This window comes from Actinoplanes sp. NPDC048796 (genome assembly GCF_040650035.1).
In the GTDB taxonomy this organism is placed as follows: domain Bacteria; phylum Actinomycetota; class Actinomycetes; order Mycobacteriales; family Micromonosporaceae; genus Actinoplanes.
The window spans coordinates 102,589-124,333 of the sequence record NZ_JBEZGO010000008.1 but is presented as its reverse complement, the minus strand read 5'-3'; the positions used below and the strand labels follow the sequence as shown (position 1 = coordinate 124,333).

Here is a 21,745-nt window from a genome sequence, read left to right as displayed (position 1 = left end):
GACGCTGCGTACCACGCACCGAGCTTCGCCCGTCGATGTCGAGGGCGCCGAAAATGGCTAGGCGGAGCCGAGGCTGTTTTCGGTGTCCTCGGCATCGGCCTTTCGGGGCGAAGTTCCCGCCGTGCGAAGCGCGGCCAAAGCGAGCACAGCGTGGTCGTTCATGTTGGTCTCGGAGTGGATGACCTCGATGATGGTGCGATCCGTGTCGATCACGAAGGTCATCCGCTTCGTGCTGAGCGGGCCTAGTGGGAGTTTGCGCTTGACGCCCAGAGCCGCGGCCACGGTGTTGTCCGGGTCGCTCAGCAACGGGTAGTCGAAGTCGTACTTGTCCGAAAATTCCTTTTGTTTCGCCACTTTGTCGCGGCTGATTCCCACGCGCTGCGCGTTTATCGAACGGAACTCGGCCGCGAGGTCGCGGAAGTTGCAGGCCTCGGCGGTGCAGCCGGTGCTGAGAGCGGCGGGATAGAAGAAGAGGACCACCGGGCCGTCGGCGAGCAGAGCGCTCAGCCGGCGTGGCACGCCGTCCTGGTCGGGGAGCTCGAAGTCGTCGACGACATCACCCTTGTTTGCCATGGCAACAAGCTACTGCCCGGTAGTCGATTCGGCCATTGCGGCCCGCCTCCCCTAGGCTGAGACTTCCATCGAAGCCCCACCGAAAGCGACACCCCCCATGCAGGTCTCGGTCGCGCACCACCCCCCGAACACGGCCGTTGTCGTCCTGCGCGGTTCCCTCGACATCGACACCGCGCCCGCTCTCAAGGCGAACCTCAACCGGCTCGTCGAACGGCCCTCGCCCCGGGTCGTGGTCGACGTGGCCGGGCTCGACTTCTGTGACTCCATGGGGGTCGGCGTGCTGGTCAACGCGCACGCCCGCGCCTCCGAGCGGGACGGCTGGGTGCGCCTGGCCGCGCCGTCCGGATTCCTGAGGCGCCTGTTCGACACCCTGGGCCTGACGGATTACCTCGCGTTGTACCCGGACGTGGAGGCCGCCCTCAAGGAGTAGCGGCTCTGCTGCTGCGCTCGATCGCGCGTGCGCCGCTTCAGGCGGTCGAGTTCGGTCGACGAACGACGGCGGCTTCGCCGACGCCGCCCGCCGGCCGAACTCAACCGCGCGGCAACGCGCTCCTCACTGAGGAAGGGTGTTAACTCGTCACGCCGAAGACGATCCGGCCCAGGGTGTCCTCGGTGCCGGTGAAGCCCTCGGCCGGCAGGAAGGCGTCCTCGCCGAAGTCGACGTCGATGTCGTCGGCGGTGCCGCCGACGCCGTCCGGGCCCACGCCGAACAGGGTGGCGAAGCCGGTGCCGCCCGCGTCCTGCAGGTTCGCGACGGCGTCCTGGTTGTCGGTGTGGAAGTCGCCGAAGAAGTGGCCGGCCTCGTGCGAGATCACGTTGCTCAGCGCCTGGGCGACGAAGCGGATCCGGTCGCTCTGCGGCGTGAGGTAGGTGTTCAGCGAGGCCGGCGAGTCGCCGGCGGGCGCGCTGAGCACGTCCAGCAGCACGAGCGCCGTTTCCTCGGTCTCGAAGTTGCCGGGGTCGATGCTCTGCGCGATGCCGATCGTTTCGACGCCGGACTCCTCGATGGTGCCGCCGACCACGACCCGGCTCACGTTCGCCTTGCCCCAGACGTCGGCGTTGTCCTTGCTGTTGGCGATCTTGATCTTGAAGCGGCTGTTGAGGCCGCTCTGCTCGAGGTCGGTCTTGATGTTCTCGGTGACCCCGGCGACCACGGCGTCGATCACCGCGTCCTCGTCGGCGCGGGTCAGGCCCCAGCTGGTCAGGAAGGCCGAGAACGCGGTCAGGTCACGGTTGCCGGGACCGCCGAAGACGCCGGTGTTGACCCGGGCGCCGTCGAAGTCCAGGTAGAGCGTCTGCACCGGCTTGGCGCCCTGCAGCACCGGCCGGTACGCCTCGACCGTGATGTCGTACGCGCCGGAGCCGTTGGCCACGCCGATGTAGTGCCAGCCGGCCTTGGTCGCCACGTAGTCGGTGACCGCGTTGCCGCCGGCCGGCAGCGGCGAGTCGACCGGGTAGATGTACGACGCGTCCTGATCGGAGCCGTGCACCTCGCGCGGCACGGTGTCGTACACGGTCAGATAGGTGGCCGAGCCCTTCACCGAGCTGCCGATGACGTCGCCGGCCCGCAGCTTGACCGCGAAGAAGTCCTGGTCGACGCCACCCGAGGCCAGGGTCAGCGTGTACGGGCCCTCGGTCGGTGGCGTGGGATCGCCGATCCCGCCGCCGCTGCCCGAGTCGAACGGGTCGGCCGGCAGCCCGCCGTACGCGGAGACGGCCAGGTAGAAGTCGCCGCCGGTGGTGACCCGGTAGCTGATCCGGCTGTCGATCCCGGAGAAGTCGTCGTTGACGGCGAGCACCTTGCCGTCCGGGGCGAACAGCTGGAGCACGGTGTCCAGGGGCCCGGTCGGGGTGGCCGTCGTGATGGTCAGCACCTTCCCGGCCGGCGCGCTGAGCTTGTAGAAGTCGAAGTCGTTGCTGCCGTCGCCGGTCTGCCGGCCGTGCGGGCCGTCACCGATCTGCGACTCGATGACCGCGCCGCTGCGCCCGGCGCCGATGCCGGTGGCGCCGGCCAGCGGGATCGAGCCGTTGTCCTCGGGCGGGGCGGCCACGGTCGGCGTGGTCACGGTCTCGTTGTCGAGGCTGCCCAGGATGCGGATGTTCGGGTACTGCCCGGAGCCCGTGCCGTAGCCGTTGATGCGCTGGGCGTTGACCGGGATGTCGTTCCCGCCGGACGTGCCGTCGAGCTCGTCCTCGTCGACCACCACGGCCGGGGTGGCGGCCTTGGCCGAGGAAGCGGCGAGGGACTTGGCCCGCTGGGCCTGCTTGCTCTTCGACTGGGTCTTCAGGTAGTTGGCCCACCCCGAGTAGTCGACCTTGGCGGCGTCGGTCACCTCGGCCAGGTACGGGTTCACGCCCTTGGGCTTCGAGCCGTAGGGCGCCTTGGGCACGACCCCGATGCCGACCGCGAGCGACGCCTTGTCGGCCGCGGACAGCTCGTCGGAGTTCGGTTCTGCTTGGGCCGCGGCCGCACCCGGCGTGATGAGCGCCAGGCCGAGCGCGGTAGCGGACAGGGCGGCGATGCTTCGTCGCATTCAGTTCCCCCTTCATCCCGGCCATGACCCCCGCCACGGCCGGCATTCAGGACGTTACTGAAGACGCCGATCAATATCTATGCGTGTCGATGGTACGTAACATACGTGTCCCCTATGCGACGCTTCGCCCCCGTCGCCACATCGGTAACGTGAGAAGCATGTGCGTCACCCAGTTCTGGGGCGACTGGTGGGACGCCGTGGCGTTGTGGCGCTCCGGTGACCCGATGGATCCTGCGGCACTCTGCGGTTACAGCATCCTGTGGTGGGGCCGGCTCGGAAAGATTCTGCAGTTCGCGGCCGGCCTGACCGTTGTCCTCGATCTTGCCGGACCGGAACGACTGCGAGGAATCGGACAGCGCGCCGAAGAACGACTGGGCCGCACATCTCTGCGCGCCCTGCCATCCCGGGTACGCGGACAGTTCTCCTCGACACAGACGGCGATGGTGTGGGTGGCGGCTGTACCGGCGTGGCTTTTCGGTGTCGCCCTGCCGTTCTACTGGATGCAGGTCACGGTGCTGAAGTGGGATCGGGCCTTCGCGTTCTGGGCCTCGTTGACCACAGCCGCTTCGATCGCCCTGATCCGTGTCCCTCGCGTGGGCTGGTTCCTATGCGTGTCGATCAGTGTCGCGGTTTATGTAGTCGGGTACGTGAAGCACGGTATGCCCGATTACGACGACATGGCGTGGTGGCAGAAGGGCCTGCTGTCCCAGGAGGGAAGCGACTACCTGTTTCTCGTGGGTGCGCTCATCGCGTTGGTGGCCGGTGTGGTCTTGTTCGGAATCCTGGCCGGCGCTCTGATCATCGTTCTCAGCCTGGCAACGTCCCTGTACCTGGTGACGGTCATGGGAGTCAGCAGGTCGGCGGAGTGGACCCTCAACAACGCGAATCCCGGCCACGCGTTGCGTTATGCGGCGTTCGCCCTCTTCCTTCTCGGCTTCCACTTCGACCTTCTGGCCTCCTGAATCCCGTTCACAGAGCCTGTGCCCGTACGGACTCGAGTGCGGCGACGGCCGCGCCTCGGGCGCCGGCCATGTCGAGGTCGGCGACGAGGGCGAACGTGGCGGCGGCCTGCTGCTCGGCGCGGAGTTCGGTGCTCTCACGGACGGCGTTGAGGAACCACTGCCGGAAGCGCGGGGCGGCCTCCACCACGCCGCCGCCCAGCAGGTAGGCGTGGGGGTCGGTGAAGTTGGCGGCGATCGTGAAGAGCTTGCCGATCGCCTTGGCCTGCTGGCCGAACACCGCCAGGGCCAGCGGATCGTCCTTCTCGCCGTAGCCGCGCAGCAGCTTGGCCGCCTTGGGCAAGGGCTCGGCCGCCAGGGGGTGGTCGGGGAACTTCGCCAGCCAGTACGGCAGCAGGTTCTTCTTGATGCCGGTCAGCGAGGCCAGGCTCTCGACGTCGCCGGCGAAGCCGCAGTTGCACATCGGCACCGGCTGGTCGTCCTCGAGCACGCCGTGCAGCGGAATCTGCACGTGGCCGAGCTCGCCCGCCATGCCGGCCGCGCCGCTGACCACCTTGCCGTTCTCGACCACGCCGCCGCCGAGGCCGGTGCCGACGATCGCCGCCACCGACGACCTGGTGGCCGCCTCCTCGCCGAAGAGCCGGTAGTGCGCGTACAGCGCGGCGGCGTTCGCGTCGTTGGCGTAGAAGACGGGCAGGCCGATGCGGGCCTCGAGCGCGCCCCGGATGTCGAACCCGTGCCACGACTTCTGATTGAAGTTCGTCGAGCCCTTGGACGAGATCACGCCGGTGGCGCTGGCCGGGCCGGGCGTGTCCAGCCCGACCGCGCGGACCAGGGTCAGCGGGGTGCTGGTCAGCTCGAGGATGTTGTGGAAGGCCTCGGCCAGCGCCTCGATGGCCGACTCGGGGCCCTCGGTCACCAGACTCGGGTTCTCCACCAGACTATCGACGAGATACTGCCCCGTGGCGTCCAGCACGGTGGCGTTGTTGCAGGTCCCGCCGTTGTCGAGACCGACGACGACCCAGGAGGACGGGGTGCGTACCGATTCAGCCTGATCCACAGGCCTGAGCGTACGTCCGAGTCGCGCCGCGCGGTACAGGTGCGAGCGGATTGCGGGTGCGTTAGTCATGGTTGCAGCCGCGACGTCGCCGGCCGTACGGGTCGAACGTGCTGGCATGACGACCCGACGCACGCTCCTCGCCGCCGGTGCCGCCACCGCCGTCGCCACGGCCACCGGGATCGCGGCCGCCGCGCCCGCCGCCGCCGCGCCCGCCACCCCGCTGCTGAACAACGACCAGATCGCGCACCTCGTGCGCCGCGCCACCTTCGGTCCCACCCCGGCCACGCTGGCCGAGGCGCGGAAGCTCGGCCTCGACGGCTGGCTCGACCGGCAGCTGAACCCCTCGAAGATCGACGACGCCGTCTGCGACAGGCTGCTGGCCCGGTTGCCGCTGGCCGGCGCCTCCGTCGCGACCGTGCGGGCCAGGCTGGCCAAGCACTCGTACGACGCGTTCAAGCAGCTCGGCCGGGCCGCCGTGGCCCGCGCCGCGTGGAGCGAGCGGCAGCTGTTCGAGAGCACCGTCGCGTTCTGGGCCAACCACCTGCACATCACCGCGCCCTCCAGCGGCGTCTGGGACAGTCGCTGCGACTACGACGCGCAGGTGCTGCGCAAGCACGCCTTCGGCCGGTTCGCCGACATGCTCAAGGCGTCGATGCGCCACCCGGCGATGCTCACCTACCTCGACAACCGCAGCTCGACCAAGGCCCACCCGAACGAGAACTACGCCCGCGAGCTGATGGAGCTGCACACCGTCGGCCTGATCTACTCCGAGGCCGACGTGCAGGCCGGCGCCCGTCTGCTGACCGGCCTGACGGTGAACGCGTCCGGCGGCTACGTCTACGACGGCGCCAAGCACGTCACCGGCCCGGTCGAGATCCTCGGCTTCACGCACGCCAACGCGACCGCCGGCGGCGGCGAGGCGGCGGCCCTGGCCTTCGCCGACCACCTGGCCCGGCACCCGGCCACCGCGCAGCGCCTCGCCGTCAAGCTGTGCCAGCGTTTCGTGGCCGACGAGGCGCCCGCCTCCCTGGTCACCAAGCTGGTCAAGGTCTACCTCGACAACGACACGGCGATCACGCCGGTGCTGCGGGCCCTGTTCACCTCGCCCGAGTTCGCGGCGGCGGCCGGGGCGAAGGTCCGCACCCCGTTCGAGGACCTGATCGCCTCGATCCGGGTGCTCGGGCTCGGCCCGGAGGCCTCGGGGGTCAAGGCGCTCGACGCGCTCTACAACGCGACCGTCAACGCCGGGAACGCGCCGTTCCGGTGGAGCCCGCCCAACGGCTACCCCGACGTGGCCGCGGCCTGGTCGTCGCCGTCCGGCTTCCTGCTCAAGTGCAACAACCACCTCAACCTGGCCGCCGGCTGGTACCCCAGCCAGCTCACCCGTCCCGCCGACCTGCTCAAGTCCCTGGTGCCGACCCTGCCGGCGACGTACGGGGCGCTGGTCGACGCGCTCGCCGTACGGCTGACCGGGGCCAAGCTTCCGGCCCCGCACACGGCGGCCGTGCTCAGTGTCGCGGGCAAGCTGCCGACCAGTCCTCTGACCGCGTCCGACAAGTCGCTGGCCGGCCACGCGCCGTACCTGATCGCTCTGGTCCTCGACTCGCCGTCCTTCCAGCTGAGGTGAAGCCGATGTTCTCGTTCGACTGCCGCGAGACGCCAGTACGCCGCCGTACGGTCCTCGGGGGCGCCCTGGCCGGCGTGGCCGCGGCCGGCATCTCGACCACGACGGCGTACGCCGCGCCCGGCTACACCGGCGACACGCTGGTCGTGCTCTCGCTGCGCGGCGGGTTCGACGGGCTCTCGGCCGTCGTGCCGATCGGCGACGCCGACTACTACCGGGCGCGGCCGTCCATCGGCGTACCCAAAAGCCAGGTCATCGCCGGCGACGGCACCTTCGGCCTGAGCCCCGCGCTGGCCCCGCTGCTGCCACACTGGCAGAGCGGCAAGCTGGCCGCGGTGCACGCCGTCGGGCAGCCCAACCCGACCCGCTCGCACTTCGCGGCCATGGACGCGATGGAGAACGCCGCGCCCGGCACGTCGATCCGCACCGGCTGGCTCGACCGGATGCTCGGCGTCACCGGCGCCGCCGGCCCGCTGGCCGGCGTCTCGCTCGGCAATGCCATGCCGCATCGGTTGTACGCCGGTCCGGGCCCCGACGTCTCGATGGCCTCCATCGACGGCTTCACGCTGGCCGGTGACTCGGCCAAGCGCCCGCGGGCGGCCGCGCTGCGGGCCATGTACGCCGACGCGCCCGCGCTGCAGGGCGGCCCGGCCCTCGCGGCCGACCAGGCGCTGGCCGCCACGGCGTCGCTGCGCGGCGCCACCTACACGCCGGCCGACGGGGCCACCTATCCGGCGACCGATCTGGGCACGGCCCTGCGCGACGTGGCCCGCCTGATCAAGGCGAAGGTGGGCCTGGCCACGGCCACCGTCGACTGCGGCGACTGGGACATGCACGAGGGGCTGGGGACCGGGGTCAAGGGCCAGCGGATGTACGACAACCTCAACGAGCTGGCCCTGGCCCTGGCCGCGTTCGCCACCGACCTCGGGGCCGAGGGCATGGCGTCGGTGACGCTGCTGACGATCAGCGAGTTCGGCCGCCGGGTGGCCGAGAACGGCTCGCACGGCGTCGACCACGGGCACGGCAACGCCATGCTGGTGCTGGGTGGCGGCGTACGAGGGGGAAAGGTCTTCACGAAGTGGCCCGGTCTGGCGCCGGACGCGCTGGTCGCCGGAGACCTGGCCGCCACCACCGACTATCGCGCGGTGATCGGGGAGATCCTGCAGAAGCGCTGCGGCGTCGGATCGCTGTCCCCGGTCTTCCCCGACGTCTCGCCGTCATCCTTCGGGCTGGCCGCGGCGCGCTGATTCCACGGACGTTCAGGTGGCCGTCACTTTCCCGTCGCTCGGAGGCGTTGTGCTGGGTGAGTGTGCGATTCCCGGTCCCTCTAGGCTGGCCCGTGATGCAACAGGGTAACGGGCACGTCGTGGTGGACGTGGGACAGGACGACGGCTTCGTCTCGCTGCGGCGGCAGGCGCGCCCGCGCGCCGAGCGGTACGAGCTGGGCCGCTCGCTGCGCGAACGCGCGCACCGCTCGGAGATGGCGTTCTGGGCGCCGCCGCCCGGCCGGGCCGACCCCGTACAGCAGATCATCGAGGCCAACCAGGGCCGGCAGCCGTGGCTCGTCCCGGTCCGCGTCGGGCGGATGATCTCCTCGCCGTACGCGTTCCTGCGCGGCTCGGCCAACGTGATGGCCGACGACTTCGCCGGCCTGCCCTCGACCGGCATCACCCCGGTCATCTGCGGCGACGCCCACCTGGGCAACTTCGGCTTCTACGCGTCGCCCGAACGCGAACTGGTCTTCGACCTCAACGACTTCGACGAGGCCCACCCGGGCGCCTGGGAGTGGGATCTGCGCCGGCTCGCCGTCAGCGTCTACGTGGCCGGCCGGCAGAACGGCTTCCGCGAGGGCGCCTGCGCCGACGCGGTCGAACACTGCGTCGAGGAATACCAGGTGCAGATCGCCCACCTGGCCGAGCAGCCGCTGCTGGCCCGCTCCTTCGACCAGCTCGACGTCGACCGGCTGCGCTCGGCGGCCAGCCGGGCCAGCTTCCGCGACGAGATCGAACGGGCGGCCCGCCGCGCCCGGCGCCGCACCAGCGACCGGGCGCTGCCCCGCTTCACCGAGCGCCGCGACGGCACGGCCAGGCTGGTCGAGGAGCCGCCGCTGATCACCCGGCCCAGCGACCAGGAACGTGACCAGCTGGCGGAGGCGCTGGACGGCTACCTGAGCACGCTGCCGCCGCACTGGGCGCGCATCCTGGCCGGTTACCGCATCGTCGACATCGCGCACAAGGTGGTCGGGGTCGGCTCGGTGGGCCTGCGGGCGTACGTGGCCCTCTGCGAGGGAAGCAGCACCGACGACGTGGTGTTCCTCCAGCTCAAGCAGGCCCGCCGCTCGGTGATCGCCCGCCACCAGCACGGCGACTCGGCCTGGCACCGCCACCAGGGCCAGCGCGTCGTCGAATACCAGCAGGCCCTGCAGACCGTGTCGGACCCGCTGCTCGGCTGGACGACGGTCGGCGACACCCAGTTCTACGTGCGCCAGTTCCGCGACATGAAGGGCGCCATCGTCGTCGAGGGCATCGACGCCGGCGCGCTGGCCGACTACGCGGGCATCTGCGGCTACCTGCTGGCGAAATCACACGCCCGCACGAGTGGCGCCTCGATGATCGCGGGGTACATCGGCGGCAGCGGCAAACTGGCCGAGGCGCTGTGCCGGTTCTCCCGCGCCTACGCCGACCAGGTGGAAAGCGACCACGCGGCGCTGTCCACCGCCGTACGACAGGGCCGGCTCCCGGCCGAGACAGTCTGAGAGGGTTATTCGTTGAGCGGCCGTGTCTCCCTGGACAACCAGGAACTGCTGGACTTCTGGACCGAGCGCCACCTGTGCACGCTGACCACGCTGCGCGCCGACGGCTCGCCCCATGTGGTGGCGGTCGGCGCCACCCTGGACCCGGCCGCGGGCCTGGCCCGGGTGATCTCGTCGTCGATCTCGGCCCACGTCCGGCACGTGCGCGCGGGCCAGACCAGGGTCGCCATCTGCCAGGTCGACGGCCCCCGCTGGACCACCGTCGAGGGCCTGGCCGTGGTCCGCGACGACGCCGACGCGGTCACCGAGGCCGAGAAGCGGTACGCGGTCCGCTACCGCACTCCCCGGCCCAACCCGCAGCGCGTGGTCATCGAGGTCGACATCACGAAGATCCTGGGTTCGAGCCGCTTCACCGCCTAGGCCCCGCTCGTCAGTCGCGCCGGTCGGCGGCCCGGCGAATCCTCGCCTGCAGCATGACGACCGGCGCCACCCGGGGCTGAATCAGCGCCTTCACCGCCTGAGACGCGGCGATGCCGCCGGCCGCACCGGCCCCGGCGCCGGCCAGATCTCCCAGCCCGCCGGTGAAGTAGTCGGTCGCCACGCCGATGCCCACGAGCCCGGCGTCTATCCCCCACTGGCCCCAACCGTCCTCGAGCCGGCGCCGACGCCGGCCCGCCTTCGCTATCGCCTCGGCGAAGGTGTCCCGGAGTGCCTCATCGACCTCGTGCTGGCGCAGGCGCTCCAGTGCAGCCTGGTCGGCGTCCTCGAGGATCGCCCGGCCGGCCTTGGTCAGTGTCCGTTCCAGCCAGGCACGGAAGCGGACCGCTTGGGGGCTGTTCGCGATGTCGGCGAAATGCTCCGCCCGAATCTCCATGATCCGCTCGGCCGGGATGTCGAGCGCCTTCGTCACCGACATCTCCACGAACGGCGTGACGACGGTGGGCCGCCTGGCGGGCGCCGCCCGGAGATCCCGGAACGCGTTCTCGTTGAGGGAGAACCACGTCCCGAACTCCCGGGCGCTCGATCCGAAGTAGGCGACGTTCACGCGGCGGACCACCCGCCTGACGATCTTTCCGACTCCGGGCGTGTTCCAGTGTGGGCGCGCCACCTCGTTGCGAATGCGCCCCAGCGGCGACGACCGCGCACCGGCTCGCCGCCGCACCGCTTCCTTGATCGAGGGATCCAGAGCCGGCTCGGCGGCCAGGATCTGCTCGACGTTGGCGAGGAAGTGGGCGAGGAAGCGGTCCCGGTCTCCGGGCTGCACAGTCAGGATCCGGTGCTGGGCGTCCTTGAAGTAGTCGACACGGTCATCGATGTCGCGCAGATGCTTCCGGGTGACGGGAAGCCCCTGGTAGAAGACGGGGACCTCCGGGTCCTGGCGGGCGAACCTCTGACCCCACGAACTTCCGTACTCGGCCAGCGACCGGGCGTCTCCGGTCAGCAGAGGAACGATGTTGCCCTGGGCGAGCAGCGGCGAGTCCCGTCGAACGGCCTCGAACATGGCGGCCTCTTCGAAGAGGTTGCCCGCGTGCACGAGCACCCGGTTCCCGAAGAGGCAGCCCATACGGATCTTGGACGTCAACGCGCTTCGGGTCGTGCGGTGATCCTGGGCGATGCCACCCTCGAAGACATACACCGCGGAACCGCCTATGTCGTCCCGGCTCAGACGCTGCACCCTGGCCACGCGAACCCCTCTCCCGTGCCGGAAAGTCACCGTCGCCTCGACGGTAGGTGATGGCCCCAACGGTCACCGGGCCGGGCCGGGCCGGCTGAACACCCCCGACGGGTCGTAGTGGGCTCGCAGGCGCCGCACCCGGCCGGTGTTGGCCAGGTAGTACGCGTCGTCGGGCAGGCCGGGTACGGGGAAGTTCGGGTAGGCGCCGCCGGTGCCGAACGGGTGGGTCAGCTCGTACGAGTCGTCCAGCCACTCGCCGGGGTGGTCGCCCGGTGCGACCGTGGCGGTCTGCTTGAGCAGGAAGAGGGCGTCGCGGTGCGGGAACGCCGTGGCGCCGGCGGGTACGCGGTTGTACGCGCCGGCCCACGGCGTGAAGTCGAGTTCCCGCTCCTCCCCCGGCCGCCGGTCGCCGGCCAGGCGGGCGATCAAGTCGGCCGCCGGCACGGTGGAGCGGAAGAACTCCGAGCGCGGGTACGCGTGGCGGGTGCCGGGAGCGTCGTCGCCGGCGAGCCAGCGCTTGGTCGTCCGGTGGGTGCCGTGCCGCCGGTCGTCGGCCGCCGGGGTCGCGCCGAGGCGCCGGACCAGGCTGTCCACCGTGGCGTGATCGGGTGCGGCGCCGAAGACGCTCACCGTGAGCGCCCGGTCCGGTTCGGCCGGGGCGGTGACGACCAGGCTCGGCGCGACCGCCTCGTCGAGGTCCGGCAGCAGGCTCAGCCAGGCGCCGAGAACGGTCGCGGCGGCGGCCGCCGGGAAGGTGAGCCGGAAGGCGGTCGAGTCGGGGGCGGGCACCGTCCGGAACGTCAGCGAGGTGACCACGCCGGGCGCGCCGCCGCCGCGGAGCAGCCAGAGCAGATCGCCGTCGGCCTCGACCGTGCGGCCGTCGGCCAGCACCACTGTCGCGGCCAGCAGGTTGTCGCAGGTCAAGCCGTGCCGGCGGCCGAGGATGCCGAGACCGCCGCCGAGGGTCAGTCCGGCGATGCCGACCGTGGGCCCGCAGCCGGCGGCCAGGGTCCGGCCGTGCGCGGCCAGCACGTCGTCCACCTCGGCCAGGAGCGTGCCGCCGCCGATCACGGCCCGGTCGCCGTCGACCCGCACACCGGTCATCGCCGCGTCGATCACCACGCCGTCGGTGCTGGACCTTCCGGCGAAGCAGTGCCCGCCACCGCGTACGGCCAAGGGAAGGTGGTGACCCAGCGCCAGGGCGATCGCGGCGGCGACCTCGGACGGCGTGGCACAGCGCACCACCGCCGCCGGGCGGATGCCGGCGAAGCGGGCGAGCACCATCAGCGGACCCAGACCCGCAGCTCGCCCACGGGGGTGAAGCCGCCGTCCCGGGCGGCGGACAGGGGCTCGCCGCGCTCGTAGCCGACCAGGGGGCGGTCCGGGAAGTACACGGCGACGGCCGCGGCGAGCTCCGCCCAGTCGACGTGATGACCGGGGACGGCGTACACGTTCGACACGTCGACCGTGCCGCTGCCGAGGCGGGCGACCGCGCCGGCCACGAGGTGACCGCCGGCGCGGCGGGCCAGGATGCGGAAGTGCGCGCGCCGCAGCAACGGCGGCAGCAGGACGTCGCGGGTGTCGTGGTGGCTCGTCCACTCGGCCAGTTCGGGACCGGTGGTCACCGCCGACCACTCGGACGACGCGGCCGGGCGGGCGGCTTCCCGGTGAATCCAGGTGGCCGAGAACAGCAGGCCGAAGCCGGCGCCGGAAAGGTCCATCGCCGCGAAGCTGTCCTTGACCCCGCCGTGTTCCCGGCCCTCGAGGCGGGCGAGAACCCGGTCGGCGGTCACCTCCGGCTCGACGGCGACCGCGTCCGAGTGCAGCGGTGGCGGCGGATCGAGCGCGCTCCAGAGCCCGTCGGACAGGACCGAGCCGACCCCGTGCAGGGTGCAGAGATCCTCGTACCAGCCCACACTCGCGTCGACCGCGCTCCGAAGCCGGGGGTCCATGTCGTCAGAGTGCTCCCGCCACGTTGGACAGCGCCTGGGTGAGGTCGGCCAGGCCGAGATGGCCGAAGCCGACCCGGACGATGCGGTCATCCTCGCCGAACCAGGCGCCCGGAGCAACACGCGTCCCGGTCTCGCGGAGCCGGGCGTGGAACTTCTCGACGTCCAGGCCGGCGGGCAGGCGCAGGCAGCACAGGGGGCCGCCGTCCGGGGTGACGATCTCGACCGGCTGGGCGGCGGCCCAGTCCAGCAGGAGGTCCAGGGCCTCGCGCAGGAACGGGCCGCTCGTGGTGCCGCGCCGCAGGACCCGGGTGGCCAGGTGCTCGTCGATGGTGGAGCAGGCGATGGCGGTCTCGAACTTGGCCGCGCGGGCCCGCTCGTACAGCTCGGCGTCGGTGGTGGTCAGCCAGCCCACGCGCAGGCCGGGAGCGCCGTGGGCCTTGGAGACCGAGGAGCAGGTGACGATCCTCGGGGACAGGGGCGCGGCGCTGTCCGGGACGGCGGCGTCGCCGTACACGGACTCGCCGTAGGTCTCGTCGACCAGGATGCGGGCGCGCGGGGCGCGGCGGGCCACGAGATCGACGAGAGCTTGCAGGTCGCGGGTGTCCACCCGTACACCGGAAGGGTTTTGGGGTGAAGCAAGCGAGACCAGGTCGGTGCGCGGGTCCAGGGCGGCCTCGACGCGGTCCACGGGCAGGCGGTACGCGTCGTCGAAGCGGGCGTCGACGACATCGACGCGGGCGCCGCGCGACTCCGGCCCGGACCGCGCGGGCGGGAAGCAGGGGCCGACGAGCAGCACGTGCTCGGCCGGCAGCAGTGACATGGCGTGGATGGCGCCGACCGTGACCAGCACGTCGTCGGCGGTCACGCCGGCACCGGCCGCGATCAGCTCGCGCAGGTCGCGGTCACCGCGGGTGGTGCCGTAGCCGAGCGGGACGTCGGCCAGCCCTTCGAGGTCGTCCGCGCCGAGCCGCAGCGGCGGGCAGGTGCTCTCGGCCAGGTCGTACCGGACCGTGCTGTCGATCAGGGCTGTCATCGCGCTCATGGCACCGATCCTCGCCAACCGGGGTCTCGCCAGGCAGGGCCAATGCCTCTAGATTGGTCTGTCGATGGAACCAATCGGCATCGTCGAGCGCCTGGGCCGCTGGGCGTCCGGGCGCGGCGCGCTCTACCTGCTGCTGGCCGCCCGGCTGCGCACCCTCATCGCCGACGGCGAACTGCCGCCGGGCACCCTGCTGCCACCGGACCGGGCCTTGGCGTCGGCCCTGGCGGTGGGCCGCAGCACGGTGGTGGCCGCCTACGACCTGCTCGTGGCCGAGGGCCGCATCGTCCGCCGGCAGGGCAGCGGCACCCGGGTCGCCGGCCCCGCCGCCGGTCCGGCGAAGCCCACCACCGAGGTGCCGGCGTTCCTGCACCTGCTGGAGCCGCGCGACGGCGTCCTCATGCTGGCCTGCGCCGCCCCCGACGCTCCCCCGCCGGCGCTGCTCACCGCGTACGCCTCGTCGCTGGCGGACCTGGCCGCGATCAGGGGCGACATCGGATACCACCCGACCGGGCACCCGGCCCTGCGGGAGGCGCTGGCCGAGCGGTACCGGACCCGCGGCCTTCCCACGACCCCCGACCAGATCATGGTGACCACCGGCGGCCAGCAGGCGTTGACCCTGCTGGCCAAGGCCCTGATCCGCCCCGGCGACCAGGTGCTCGTGCAGGCGCCCACCTACTTCGGCGCCCTGGAAGCGTTCCGCGAGGAGTCCGCGGTCCTCCAGACGTTGCCGGTCGACCTGCGAGGATTTTCCAAGGTCAAGCCCGCTTTGGCGTACGTCATCAGCACCTTTCACAACCCCACGGGCGCCGTCCTGCCGCCGGGAGAACGCCACCGCACCGCCCGGGCCGGCTTCCCGCTGATCGACGACGAGGCCCTGGCCGACCTGGGCTTCCCCGGCCACGAGCCACCCCCGCCGCTGGCCGCCCACAACGACCAGATCATCACCGTCGGCTCCCTGAGCAAACTGATCTGGGGCGGCCTGCGCGTCGGCTGGGTCCGGGCTCCGGCCCCGCTGATAGCCCGCCTGGCCCGCATGCGCACGGTCTTCGACCTGGGCGGCAACGTCCCCGCCCAGCTGGCGGCGGCCCACCTGCTCCCCCGCCTGGGACCGGAGCTGGCCCGGTCGGCCCAGCTCCGAAAGGCCCGCCACGACCACTTACGAGCCGAACTGGCCCGGTGGTTGCCGTCGTGGCACGCCCCCGCCGTCGAGGGCGGCCAGACCCTGTGGGTGAGGCTCCCCCACGGCGACGCCCGGTCCTTCGCCCAGCAGTCCCTACGCCACGGCGTCGCCGTCCTGCCGGGCCCGGGCCTGGACCCGTCCGGCGCCAGCCAGAGTCACCTGCGCCTGCACTTCCTGGCGTCCCCCGCAGACCTGACCGAAGCCGTACGCCGCCTGGCCGCGGCCTGGTCCTCGTACGATCCGCGCCCGGCCCCCTACCCACCCGCGATGGCCGTCTGAGGTCGCCTCGTCGCCACCGGCTCCCGACGTGGACAGCCGAGACGATCAACGCCGGAATCGCGATCCGCACCGGGACGCCGTCGAGCTCGGGCTGCCCCATGGCCGCCGGCAGCGCCGCCATGCCGGCTGCGGATCCGCCCGCCACGGCGAGCGCCGCTTTGACAACACCGGCCCGGTGCCAGCGATGCTTCAACTGAGAGCGGGCCGTCATGTTCATCCAGAGGAGTGCGACGAGCTCGCTGGTCAGAAACGGCCGTCGGAGGTGAAGGGGCCCACCTTCGAGGGGAGGACCAGGCCGGCTGTGGACAGGGCGGTGAGCAGGTCCAGGAGTTCGCGGCGGGTCAGGACGCCGGGATTGGTGGGCTCGGGATGAGGTAGGTCCAGGGCTCGGGCCGCCTCGACGGCGCGGGTGGCTATCGCGGCCTCGACCGCCCAGAGGCGGTGGGCTCGCATGGCCAGGTGGGCGGAGGCCGTGAGGTCGCTGTGCAGGCGTAGCAGGCGGCGCAGGTCGGCGGCCAGCTGTTCGATGGGTGGGCCCATCGGCTGGGGCGGCAGGGGGTGCATGGTGCGCCAGCGGTCCGCCACGGCGCCGCACCAGCGGGGGGCGTAGACCACGGCGGCGCCGATCAGCGTCGGGGCGGCGACGATGAGGGCCAGCTTTCCCAGGTCGAGGGCGGACACGTTTCGACCATCCGCCCGGGGCGGGGCGAGCGTCAAGGCGATAACAGTCAGCGCGAAATGTGTTGGATGGCCGACTCGGGAACGCGCTACTTCTAGCGGGTGTGCCGCGGCTCGGGACCGCACCATCGGGGCCATGGAACTTCCCTTGATCGGCCGGGACGGTGAGATCGAGCGTTTCGGGGTGCTGCTGCGCCGGGCCGCGCCGGGGCGGCCCGCCGTGCTGGTCCTCGACGGGCCGCCGGAGATCGGGTGTGGACGGCTGTTGCGGGAGCTCGCGGAGGCGGGGCGGCGGTTCGGGGCGGCGGTGGCCACGTCGCCGGGGCGGATCGTGCTGGTGCGGGACCGGGCGGAGCTGCGGCCGGGTACGGCCGACCCGCGCTTTCCGGAGCGGCTGGCGGCGTCGGCGCCGGTGCTGGTGGTGACCGAGCGGCAGCCGGTGCTGGCCGGCCCGCCGGCGGAGGTGCATCGGGTCGTGCTGGGGCCGCTCGGGCGGGCCGACGTCCGCCGGCTGATCACGGCCCGGCTCGGGGCGACGGCCGATGACCGGCTGGCCGACCTCGCCCGGGTGGCGGCGGGACGGCCCGGGGCGATCCTCGACCTGATCGCCGGGCTGCACGAGGAAGGCCTGCTGCGGCTCGGCGAGCCACAGCGGCGGCAGTGGCGGACGGTGACGGTGAGCGGGGTGGCGCGGCTGCCTGAGCGCACGCGGGTGCGGCTCGCGCATCGGCTGGACACGCTGTCGGCGCCGGCTCGGCATCTGGTGCAGGCGGTGACGGCGGTGCGGTCGCCGGTGTCGCCGGCGCGGCTCAGTGAGCTGCTCGGCGGCAGCGTGGTGGGGCTTCTCCCGGATGTTGAGGAGGCGCTCGATTCGGGGCTGCTCGTGCCGGTTGGGGACGCGCTCGCGTTCAGTCATGAGCTGGTGCGGGCGGTTGTCGAGGCGTCGATGCCGCACTCGGTGGTCGCGGCGCTGCGGCACGAGCAGGGGCCGCCCCGGAGGCCGCGGGCGCGGAGGGCGGTGGCGCCGCGCCCGCTGACGGCCGACTGGAGTCTGCTCAGCGCGCGGGAGCTGGAGGTGGCCGAGCTGGTCGGGCTGGCCCTGACCAATCAGCAGATCGCCGGGCGGCTGGGGCGGTCGCCGCACACGGTGAACTACCACCTCCGGCAGATCTTCCGGAAGTTCGGCCTGGCCTCGCGGGTGGAGCTGGTGTCGCTGCTGCGGCTGCGAGGTCAACCGGGCGTGCGGTAGAGCCAGTCGAGGGCGTCCGCCGGCGCCGCCGCCAGCTCACGGTCGCGGCGCCGCTGCGCGGGACCGTCGGGCAGGTGGTACGAGGTCAGGCCCGCGCGGGACATCGCGGAGACCCGTTCGGCCCGTGGGCGCCGCGCCGCCTCGAAGCGGGCGAAGGCGTCCGGGTGGTGGCGCAGCAGCGGGGCCAGCGCGGCGGCGTCCTCGATGGCCTGCCCGGCGCCCTGGGCCGCGAACGGCAGCGCCGGATGGGCCGCGTCGCCGATCACCACCACCCGGCCGTGATGCCAGGAGGTCAGCGGCACCCGGTCGAGCAGGGGGTGGCCCACCGGATCCGCCATCAGGTCGATCAGGCGGCGGGCCTCCGGATGCCACCCGGCGAAGGAGAGGTCCGCATGCCCCTGAGGGACGACGGCGACCACGTTGACGCCTTCGCCGATCGGGTAGGCCACCACATGACGGGCGGGGCCCAGCCACACCACCACCCGGTCGAGGTCGGCGGGCACGACCGCCCGGTACGCGACGTAGCCGCTGTCGCGTGGCCGGTCCCGGGCGATGGTGCCGCGGACGACGGAGTTCAGGCCGTCGGCGCCGATCACGACGTCGGCGTCCAGGTCGGCGGCGGAACGCACGAGAGCGCCGAGACGTACGGGCGAAGCCAGCGCGGCGATCAGGTCGCCCCGGCGCATCGTGTAGTACGGCGTCGCGTACCGCTGAAGGCCGATCCGGGCGATCACGGAGTTGTCCCGCCACCGGCGGATCTCGCGGTAGGCCGGCCGGGCCGCCCGGGCGAACACCTGTCCGTCCAGGAGGGCCGACGCGTTCGGGGAGATCTGAATGCCGTAGCCCTCGAACGGCAGAGCGGCCTGCCGTTCGTACACCTCGACGCGGTTGAAGCCCTGCCGCCGCAGGGCGAGGGCGGCCGTGAGGCCACCGACGCCCGCGCCGACGACGGCGATCTCAGTAGTAGCGCAGCGCACGGTCCCAGTCCTCGCCCGGGCCGTAGAAGCTGCGCGGCTTCATGATCTCCGGTGGGGCGGTCAGCGCCGCCACCGGCACCAGCGTTCCCGGCGGCACCGCCTCGACCAGCGCGTCCCCGGCCAGAGCGGCCGTCAGGTCGCGCACCGCCGCGTAGCGGTAGCGGTCGGCCACCTCGATCTGCACGTACAGGCCCCGGTCGGATCGGCGGGCGCGCCAGAACATCACCCCGTACGAGATCGGCAGCCGGAACACCGCCTCCTCGAGGTCCAGGACGGCGGCGCCGCGCCCGAGGACACGGACCACCGGCAGCTCCGATCCGCACGGACAGTCGCCGTACGACACCTCCACCCGGTCGCCGATGTGGTAGCGCAGCAGCGGCATCGCCTCGCGCACCAGCATCGTCACGACCAGCTCGCCGGCGCCCTCCGCCGCGCAACGGCCGGTCGAGGGGTCGTACACCTCGAAGATGGCCCGGTCCGCCCAGAGATGCAGCCGGCCGTGCGGGCATTCGCCGGCGAGGCCGCCGGTCTCGCTCGAGCCGTACTCCTGCACGACCGGGGCCCGCCAGATCTCCGCGATCCGGTCCCGGCGGGCCTCGCTCAGCGGCTCGCCCGCCACCAACAGCGCCCGCAGCGCCGGGAAGTCACGCAGGCCGGCGTGGGCGGCCGCCGCCGCCCAGAGCAGGGTGTCGGTCGGCAGTGACCAGGTCAGGGTGACTTCCAGGTCGTGCAGCAACTGCACCACTTTGCGGTACGGGGTGGCGAGCGACCGGTTGTCGGCCGGGACCACGGTCGCGCCGCGGGACAGCGCCGCCGCCTGCGCGACATGCCCGGTCAGCATGAGCGCGTACGGCGTACGGACCAGGAAGGTGTCGGACGGTTCGAGGCCGACGCGCACCCGCGCGTACCGCTCGACCAGGTCGTCCCAGTCCTCTTTCGTGTAGTACGACGCCGTCGGCGTGCCCGTCGTCCCGCTCGACTCGTGGTAGGTCGCCAGCCGCGACCGGTCCACCGCCAGCATCCCGAACGGGTAGGCGTCCCGCAGATCGGCCTTGGTCGTCAGCGGATAGTCCGCCAGCTCGGCCCGGTTGGCCGGCACCCCGTCGCGCCTCCGGCGGTAGAAGGGTGACTTCGCCGCCGCCGCCAGCGCGGCCGGCAGCAGCGAGTCCTGGATCTTGGCGAGGTCAGAGTTCATGGCAGAGCTCGTCGATCGGGTAACCGACGTGCCGTTCCCGGCCGGGCAGGTGACCGAGGACCTCGTCGCCCGGTTTCAGCTCGGTGGAGTTGAGCACCGCGCCACCCGGCCCGAGCACCCGGACGTGCCAGTCGTCCTGCACGATCAGGTTGACGCGTTCGCCGGTGGGCGCCACCGCCTCGACGGACAGCAGCGGCCGCGTCTCGATCTTCACCCGGCCCACCGTCACCGGGCGGGTGCGGCCGTCGGCCCGTACGGCCAGGACCGTCGCCCCCGCCTGAAGCTCGCACAGATAGCGGGTGCGTTCGTGGTCGGCCAGCGTGTACGACATGATCGCGCCGGCGTTGACCCGGAACGGCCGCATCGGCATGTACGGCAGCGGGTGGGTCTCGCTGACGCAGAGGATCAGGCCCTGCGAGCGGGAGCCGACCAGGATCCCCTCGTCCTGGTTCAGGTAGGAGCAGGTGTCCACGCAGGCCCGCTCGCCCGAGCCGCTGTGCCGGACCCCGGTGACGGTGAGCGTGACCAGCTCGATCTCCGGCGAGCCGCGCCGGACCAGCTCGGCCAGCTTGGTGGCGTCGCCGGGACCGTCCGGGCGCAGCAGCACGCCGTCCGGGCCGCGTTCCAGCACGGACAGGTGCACCGAGGCCTCGTCCAGGCTGCCGACCTCGGTGATGATCCGGCCCGGCGCGCCGTCGGCCGCGGCCAGCACGATCTCGAGGGGGATGTGCGTGGGGTCGTGGAAGCGCAGCACCGTGAGCTCGTCGCGGCGGACCCGTTCGCAGGCCAGGCCGAGGCTGTCGGCGTCGGTGACGTCGAGCCTGGTCCCGAACCGCACGTCCGGGCGATCGGCCCCCAGGCGCGACGGGTCGGTGAGGACGAGGTCCGCGGTCCCGAAGTCGGCGCTCTCGAGGTCGGCGTTCTTGAGGTCGGCGTTCTTGAGGTCGGCGTTCTTGAGGTCGGCGTTTTCGAGGTCGGCGGGCAGATCGGGGCCGGAGACGGCCAGGACGCGGGTGACGGTCGGCGGCAGGCCGGCCAGGTCGGCCGGGTCGTCGGCGACGATCGCCTCGAACCGCAGGTGGACGGCTTCCTCGGCCGCCTCGCGCCGCCACGGCCCGGCGCCGCGCAGGTCGAGCCAGCATTCCCGGGCGGTCATCTGGCCACCGCCGGCGTCCGGTCGTGCACGACGGCGGCCAGCCGGCGCAGCACGGCGGCCGGGTCGGGAGAGGTGAAGACCAGCCGGCCCACCGCCACCCCGGCCGCGCCGGCCCGCATCGCCGCGGCCATCCGGCCGAGCCCGGCGCCCGGATCGGGCCCGGGCGCGCCCCCGGCCGCCAGCACCGGCACCACGGCGCCCGCGATGATCCGGGCGGTCGCCTCCGGGTCGTCCGGCAGCGCGGTCTTGACCAGGTCGGCGCCCATCTCGGCGGCGACCGCCACGGCGTGCGCCACCAGCTCCGGCGACCGGCCGTCGCGGACCGCCGGCCCCCGCACGTACATCATCGCCAGCAGCGGCAGCGACCAGCGATCACACTCCTCGGCCACCGCGGCCAGGTGCGCGATCTGCGCCGCCTCGGTGCGCGAGGCCACGTTGACGTGCACGCTGACCGCGTCGGCGCCGAGCCGCAGCGCCTCCTCCACCGTGGCCACCGGATATTTCGCGTCCGGGTCGGCGGCCAGGCCGGTGCTCGCGGTCAGTTGCACGATCAGGGACAGGTCGCGGAACCGGGCCGGGCGGATCCGGCGGGCGGCGCCCTTGTGGACCACCACCCCGTCGGCGCCGTGCTCGGCCAGCCGGCCGGCCAGTGTGTCCAGGTCGGCGCCGAGCGGGCCGGCCTCGAGAGCGTGGTCGAGCGGCACCAGCAGCAGTGCGGAGCGGCCGAGGCGCCCCCGTCGAAGTCGTCGTCCGAAGGATGCGGTCGCGTCCATCGCGGACCCCCTTTCATCAGGAAAAACGCTATTGACGGACCGGCACCGGACGGCACTGCTCGTCCGAGTGGGACCCCGGCCGGGGTG

20 protein-coding genes are annotated in these 21,745 nt (G+C 72.4%); 8 read left to right on the top strand and 12 right to left on the bottom strand.

Going from position 1 to position 21,745, the window contains the following annotated elements; all coding sequences use genetic code 11:
- Nucleotides 1-57: 57 nt before the first annotated feature.
- Nucleotides 58-573, bottom strand: a complete 516-nt coding sequence (locus tag AB0C26_RS29825) for a peroxiredoxin (protein ID WP_360254230.1) — start codon at nt 571-573, stop codon at nt 58-60.
- Between the two features lie 97 nt (nt 574-670).
- Between AB0C26_RS29825 and AB0C26_RS29820 the strand changes: the two genes are divergently transcribed.
- Nucleotides 671-1,003 (top strand): STAS domain-containing protein, encoded by a 333-nt coding sequence (locus AB0C26_RS29820; protein WP_360254228.1) that lies wholly within the window; start codon nt 671-673, stop codon nt 1,001-1,003.
- Nucleotides 1,004-1,142: 139 nt separating this feature from the next.
- On the opposite strand, the gene AB0C26_RS29815 is transcribed toward AB0C26_RS29820, so the two are convergent.
- Nucleotides 1,143-3,107 (bottom strand): PPC domain-containing protein, encoded by a 1,965-nt coding sequence (locus AB0C26_RS29815; RefSeq protein WP_360254226.1) that lies wholly within the window; start codon nt 3,105-3,107, stop codon nt 1,143-1,145.
- A 23-nt stretch (nt 3,108-3,130) separates the two neighbouring features.
- Here AB0C26_RS29815 and AB0C26_RS29810 point away from each other — a divergent pair, with 23 nt between their 5' ends.
- On the top strand, nt 3,131-4,069 hold the full coding sequence (locus tag AB0C26_RS29810) for a hypothetical protein (RefSeq protein ID WP_360254224.1): 939 nt from the start codon (nt 3,131-3,133) through the stop codon (nt 4,067-4,069).
- 7 nt (nt 4,070-4,076) lie between these two features.
- Here the strand turns inward: AB0C26_RS29810 and AB0C26_RS29805 are convergent, their stop codons facing one another.
- A complete protein-coding gene (locus tag AB0C26_RS29805) occupies nt 4,077-5,126 on the bottom strand; it encodes an ROK family protein (RefSeq protein ID WP_360254222.1) in 1,050 nt (349 codons plus the stop codon).
- Between the two features lie 115 nt (nt 5,127-5,241).
- Here AB0C26_RS29805 and AB0C26_RS29800 point away from each other — a divergent pair, with 115 nt between their 5' ends.
- From AB0C26_RS29800 to AB0C26_RS29785, 4 genes are all read left to right on the top strand, one after another.
- Nucleotides 5,242-6,753, top strand: a complete 1,512-nt coding sequence (locus tag AB0C26_RS29800) for a DUF1800 domain-containing protein (RefSeq protein WP_360254220.1) — start codon at nt 5,242-5,244, stop codon at nt 6,751-6,753.
- Between the two features lie 5 nt (nt 6,754-6,758).
- Complete coding sequence (locus AB0C26_RS29795) at nt 6,759-7,997, top strand: DUF1501 domain-containing protein (RefSeq protein WP_360254218.1); 1,239 nt, start codon at nt 6,759-6,761, stop codon at nt 7,995-7,997.
- A gap of 95 nt (nt 7,998-8,092) precedes the next feature.
- Nucleotides 8,093-9,505 carry a DUF2252 domain-containing protein gene (locus AB0C26_RS29790; RefSeq protein WP_360254216.1) on the top strand — a complete coding sequence of 471 codons (1,413 nt, stop codon included), beginning with the start codon at nt 8,093-8,095 and terminating at the stop codon, nt 9,503-9,505.
- A 12-nt stretch (nt 9,506-9,517) separates the two neighbouring features.
- Complete coding sequence (locus AB0C26_RS29785; protein ID WP_360254214.1) at nt 9,518-9,922, top strand: TIGR03618 family F420-dependent PPOX class oxidoreductase; 405 nt, start codon at nt 9,518-9,520, stop codon at nt 9,920-9,922.
- 10 nt (nt 9,923-9,932) lie between these two features.
- On the opposite strand, the gene AB0C26_RS29780 is transcribed toward AB0C26_RS29785, so the two are convergent.
- The 4 genes from AB0C26_RS29780 to AB0C26_RS29765 form a co-directional block, all read right to left on the bottom strand.
- Nucleotides 9,933-11,186, bottom strand: coding sequence for a hypothetical protein (locus AB0C26_RS29780; RefSeq protein WP_360254212.1), 1,254 nt, complete (start codon nt 11,184-11,186; stop codon nt 9,933-9,935).
- A gap of 63 nt (nt 11,187-11,249) precedes the next feature.
- Complete coding sequence (locus tag AB0C26_RS29775) at nt 11,250-12,461, bottom strand: FAD-binding oxidoreductase (RefSeq protein WP_360254210.1); 1,212 nt, start codon at nt 12,459-12,461, stop codon at nt 11,250-11,252.
- The gene (locus tag AB0C26_RS29770) at nt 12,461-13,129 is read right to left on the bottom strand and encodes a hypothetical protein (protein WP_360254208.1); all 669 of its coding nucleotides are present in this window, start codon (nt 13,127-13,129) and stop codon (nt 12,461-12,463) included. Before AB0C26_RS29770 ends, AB0C26_RS29775 begins: the two co-directional genes overlap by 1 nt.
- 4 nt (nt 13,130-13,133) lie before the next feature.
- Nucleotides 13,134-14,171, bottom strand: a complete 1,038-nt coding sequence (locus AB0C26_RS29765) for a pyridoxal phosphate-dependent aminotransferase (protein WP_360254206.1) — start codon at nt 14,169-14,171, stop codon at nt 13,134-13,136.
- A gap of 64 nt (nt 14,172-14,235) precedes the next feature.
- On the opposite strand from AB0C26_RS29765, the gene AB0C26_RS29760 reads away from it, so the two are divergent.
- The gene (locus AB0C26_RS29760) at nt 14,236-15,630 is read left to right on the top strand and encodes a PLP-dependent aminotransferase family protein (protein ID WP_360254204.1); all 1,395 of its coding nucleotides are present in this window, start codon (nt 14,236-14,238) and stop codon (nt 15,628-15,630) included.
- A 243-nt stretch (nt 15,631-15,873) separates the two neighbouring features.
- Here the strand turns inward: AB0C26_RS29760 and AB0C26_RS29755 are convergent, their stop codons facing one another.
- Entirely contained in the window at nt 15,874-16,311 is a 438-nt protein-coding gene (locus AB0C26_RS29755; protein WP_360254202.1) for a hypothetical protein, read from the bottom strand.
- A 133-nt stretch (nt 16,312-16,444) separates the two neighbouring features.
- Between AB0C26_RS29755 and AB0C26_RS29750 the strand changes: the two genes are divergently transcribed.
- Nucleotides 16,445-17,557, top strand: a complete 1,113-nt coding sequence (locus AB0C26_RS29750; protein WP_360254200.1) for a helix-turn-helix transcriptional regulator — start codon at nt 16,445-16,447, stop codon at nt 17,555-17,557.
- Here the strand turns inward: AB0C26_RS29750 and AB0C26_RS29745 are convergent.
- From AB0C26_RS29745 to AB0C26_RS29730, 4 genes are read right to left on the bottom strand one after another with little or no spacing between them, the layout of a single operon-like run.
- Nucleotides 17,539-18,534, bottom strand: a complete 996-nt coding sequence (locus tag AB0C26_RS29745; protein ID WP_360254198.1) for an FAD-dependent monooxygenase — start codon at nt 18,532-18,534, stop codon at nt 17,539-17,541. The genes AB0C26_RS29750 and AB0C26_RS29745 overlap by 19 nt on opposite strands.
- On the bottom strand, nt 18,515-19,729 hold the full coding sequence (locus AB0C26_RS29740) for an AMP-binding protein (RefSeq protein ID WP_360254196.1): 1,215 nt from the start codon (nt 19,727-19,729) through the stop codon (nt 18,515-18,517). Before AB0C26_RS29740 ends, AB0C26_RS29745 begins: the two co-directional genes overlap by 20 nt.
- Nucleotides 19,719-20,885, bottom strand: a complete 1,167-nt coding sequence (locus AB0C26_RS29735; protein ID WP_360254194.1) for a 3-dehydroquinate synthase II family protein — start codon at nt 20,883-20,885, stop codon at nt 19,719-19,721. The genes AB0C26_RS29740 and AB0C26_RS29735 overlap by 11 nt, the downstream gene beginning before the upstream one ends.
- Nucleotides 20,882-21,658 carry a 2-amino-3,7-dideoxy-D-threo-hept-6-ulosonate synthase gene (locus AB0C26_RS29730; protein ID WP_360254192.1) on the bottom strand — a complete coding sequence of 259 codons (777 nt, stop codon included), beginning with the start codon at nt 21,656-21,658 and terminating at the stop codon, nt 20,882-20,884. The genes AB0C26_RS29735 and AB0C26_RS29730 overlap by 4 nt, the downstream gene beginning before the upstream one ends.
- Nucleotides 21,659-21,745 lie beyond the last annotated feature (87 nt).

What these genes read in the sequence shown, in the direction of transcription:
- AB0C26_RS29825 (WP_360254230.1), bottom strand. Translation starts at nt 573, where the DNA reads ATGGCAAACAAGGGTGATGTCGTCGACGACTTCGAGCTCCCCGACCAG.
- AB0C26_RS29820 (WP_360254228.1), top strand. Translation starts at nt 671, where the DNA reads ATGCAGGTCTCGGTCGCGCACCACCCCCCGAACACGGCCGTTGTCGTC.
- AB0C26_RS29815 (WP_360254226.1), bottom strand. Translation starts at nt 3,107, where the DNA reads ATGCGACGAAGCATCGCCGCCCTGTCCGCTACCGCGCTCGGCCTGGCG.
- AB0C26_RS29810 (WP_360254224.1), top strand. Translation starts at nt 3,131, where the DNA reads ATGACCCCCGCCACGGCCGGCATTCAGGACGTTACTGAAGACGCCGAT.
- AB0C26_RS29800 (WP_360254220.1), top strand. Translation starts at nt 5,242, where the DNA reads ATGACGACCCGACGCACGCTCCTCGCCGCCGGTGCCGCCACCGCCGTC.
- AB0C26_RS29795 (WP_360254218.1), top strand. Translation starts at nt 6,759, where the DNA reads ATGTTCTCGTTCGACTGCCGCGAGACGCCAGTACGCCGCCGTACGGTC.
- AB0C26_RS29790 (WP_360254216.1), top strand. Translation starts at nt 8,093, where the DNA reads ATGCAACAGGGTAACGGGCACGTCGTGGTGGACGTGGGACAGGACGAC.
- AB0C26_RS29775 (WP_360254210.1), bottom strand. Translation starts at nt 12,461, where the DNA reads ATGGTGCTCGCCCGCTTCGCCGGCATCCGCCCGGCGGCGGTGGTGCGC.
- AB0C26_RS29770 (WP_360254208.1), bottom strand. Translation starts at nt 13,129, where the DNA reads ATGGACCCCCGGCTTCGGAGCGCGGTCGACGCGAGTGTGGGCTGGTAC.
- AB0C26_RS29765 (WP_360254206.1), bottom strand. Translation starts at nt 14,171, where the DNA reads ATGAGCGCGATGACAGCCCTGATCGACAGCACGGTCCGGTACGACCTG.
- AB0C26_RS29760 (WP_360254204.1), top strand. Translation starts at nt 14,236, where the DNA reads ATGGAACCAATCGGCATCGTCGAGCGCCTGGGCCGCTGGGCGTCCGGG.
- AB0C26_RS29750 (WP_360254200.1), top strand. Translation starts at nt 16,445, where the DNA reads ATGGAACTTCCCTTGATCGGCCGGGACGGTGAGATCGAGCGTTTCGGG.
- AB0C26_RS29740 (WP_360254196.1), bottom strand. Translation starts at nt 19,729, where the DNA reads ATGAACTCTGACCTCGCCAAGATCCAGGACTCGCTGCTGCCGGCCGCG.
- AB0C26_RS29735 (WP_360254194.1), bottom strand. Translation starts at nt 20,885, where the DNA reads ATGACCGCCCGGGAATGCTGGCTCGACCTGCGCGGCGCCGGGCCGTGG.
- AB0C26_RS29730 (WP_360254192.1), bottom strand. Translation starts at nt 21,658, where the DNA reads ATGGACGCGACCGCATCCTTCGGACGACGACTTCGACGGGGGCGCCTC.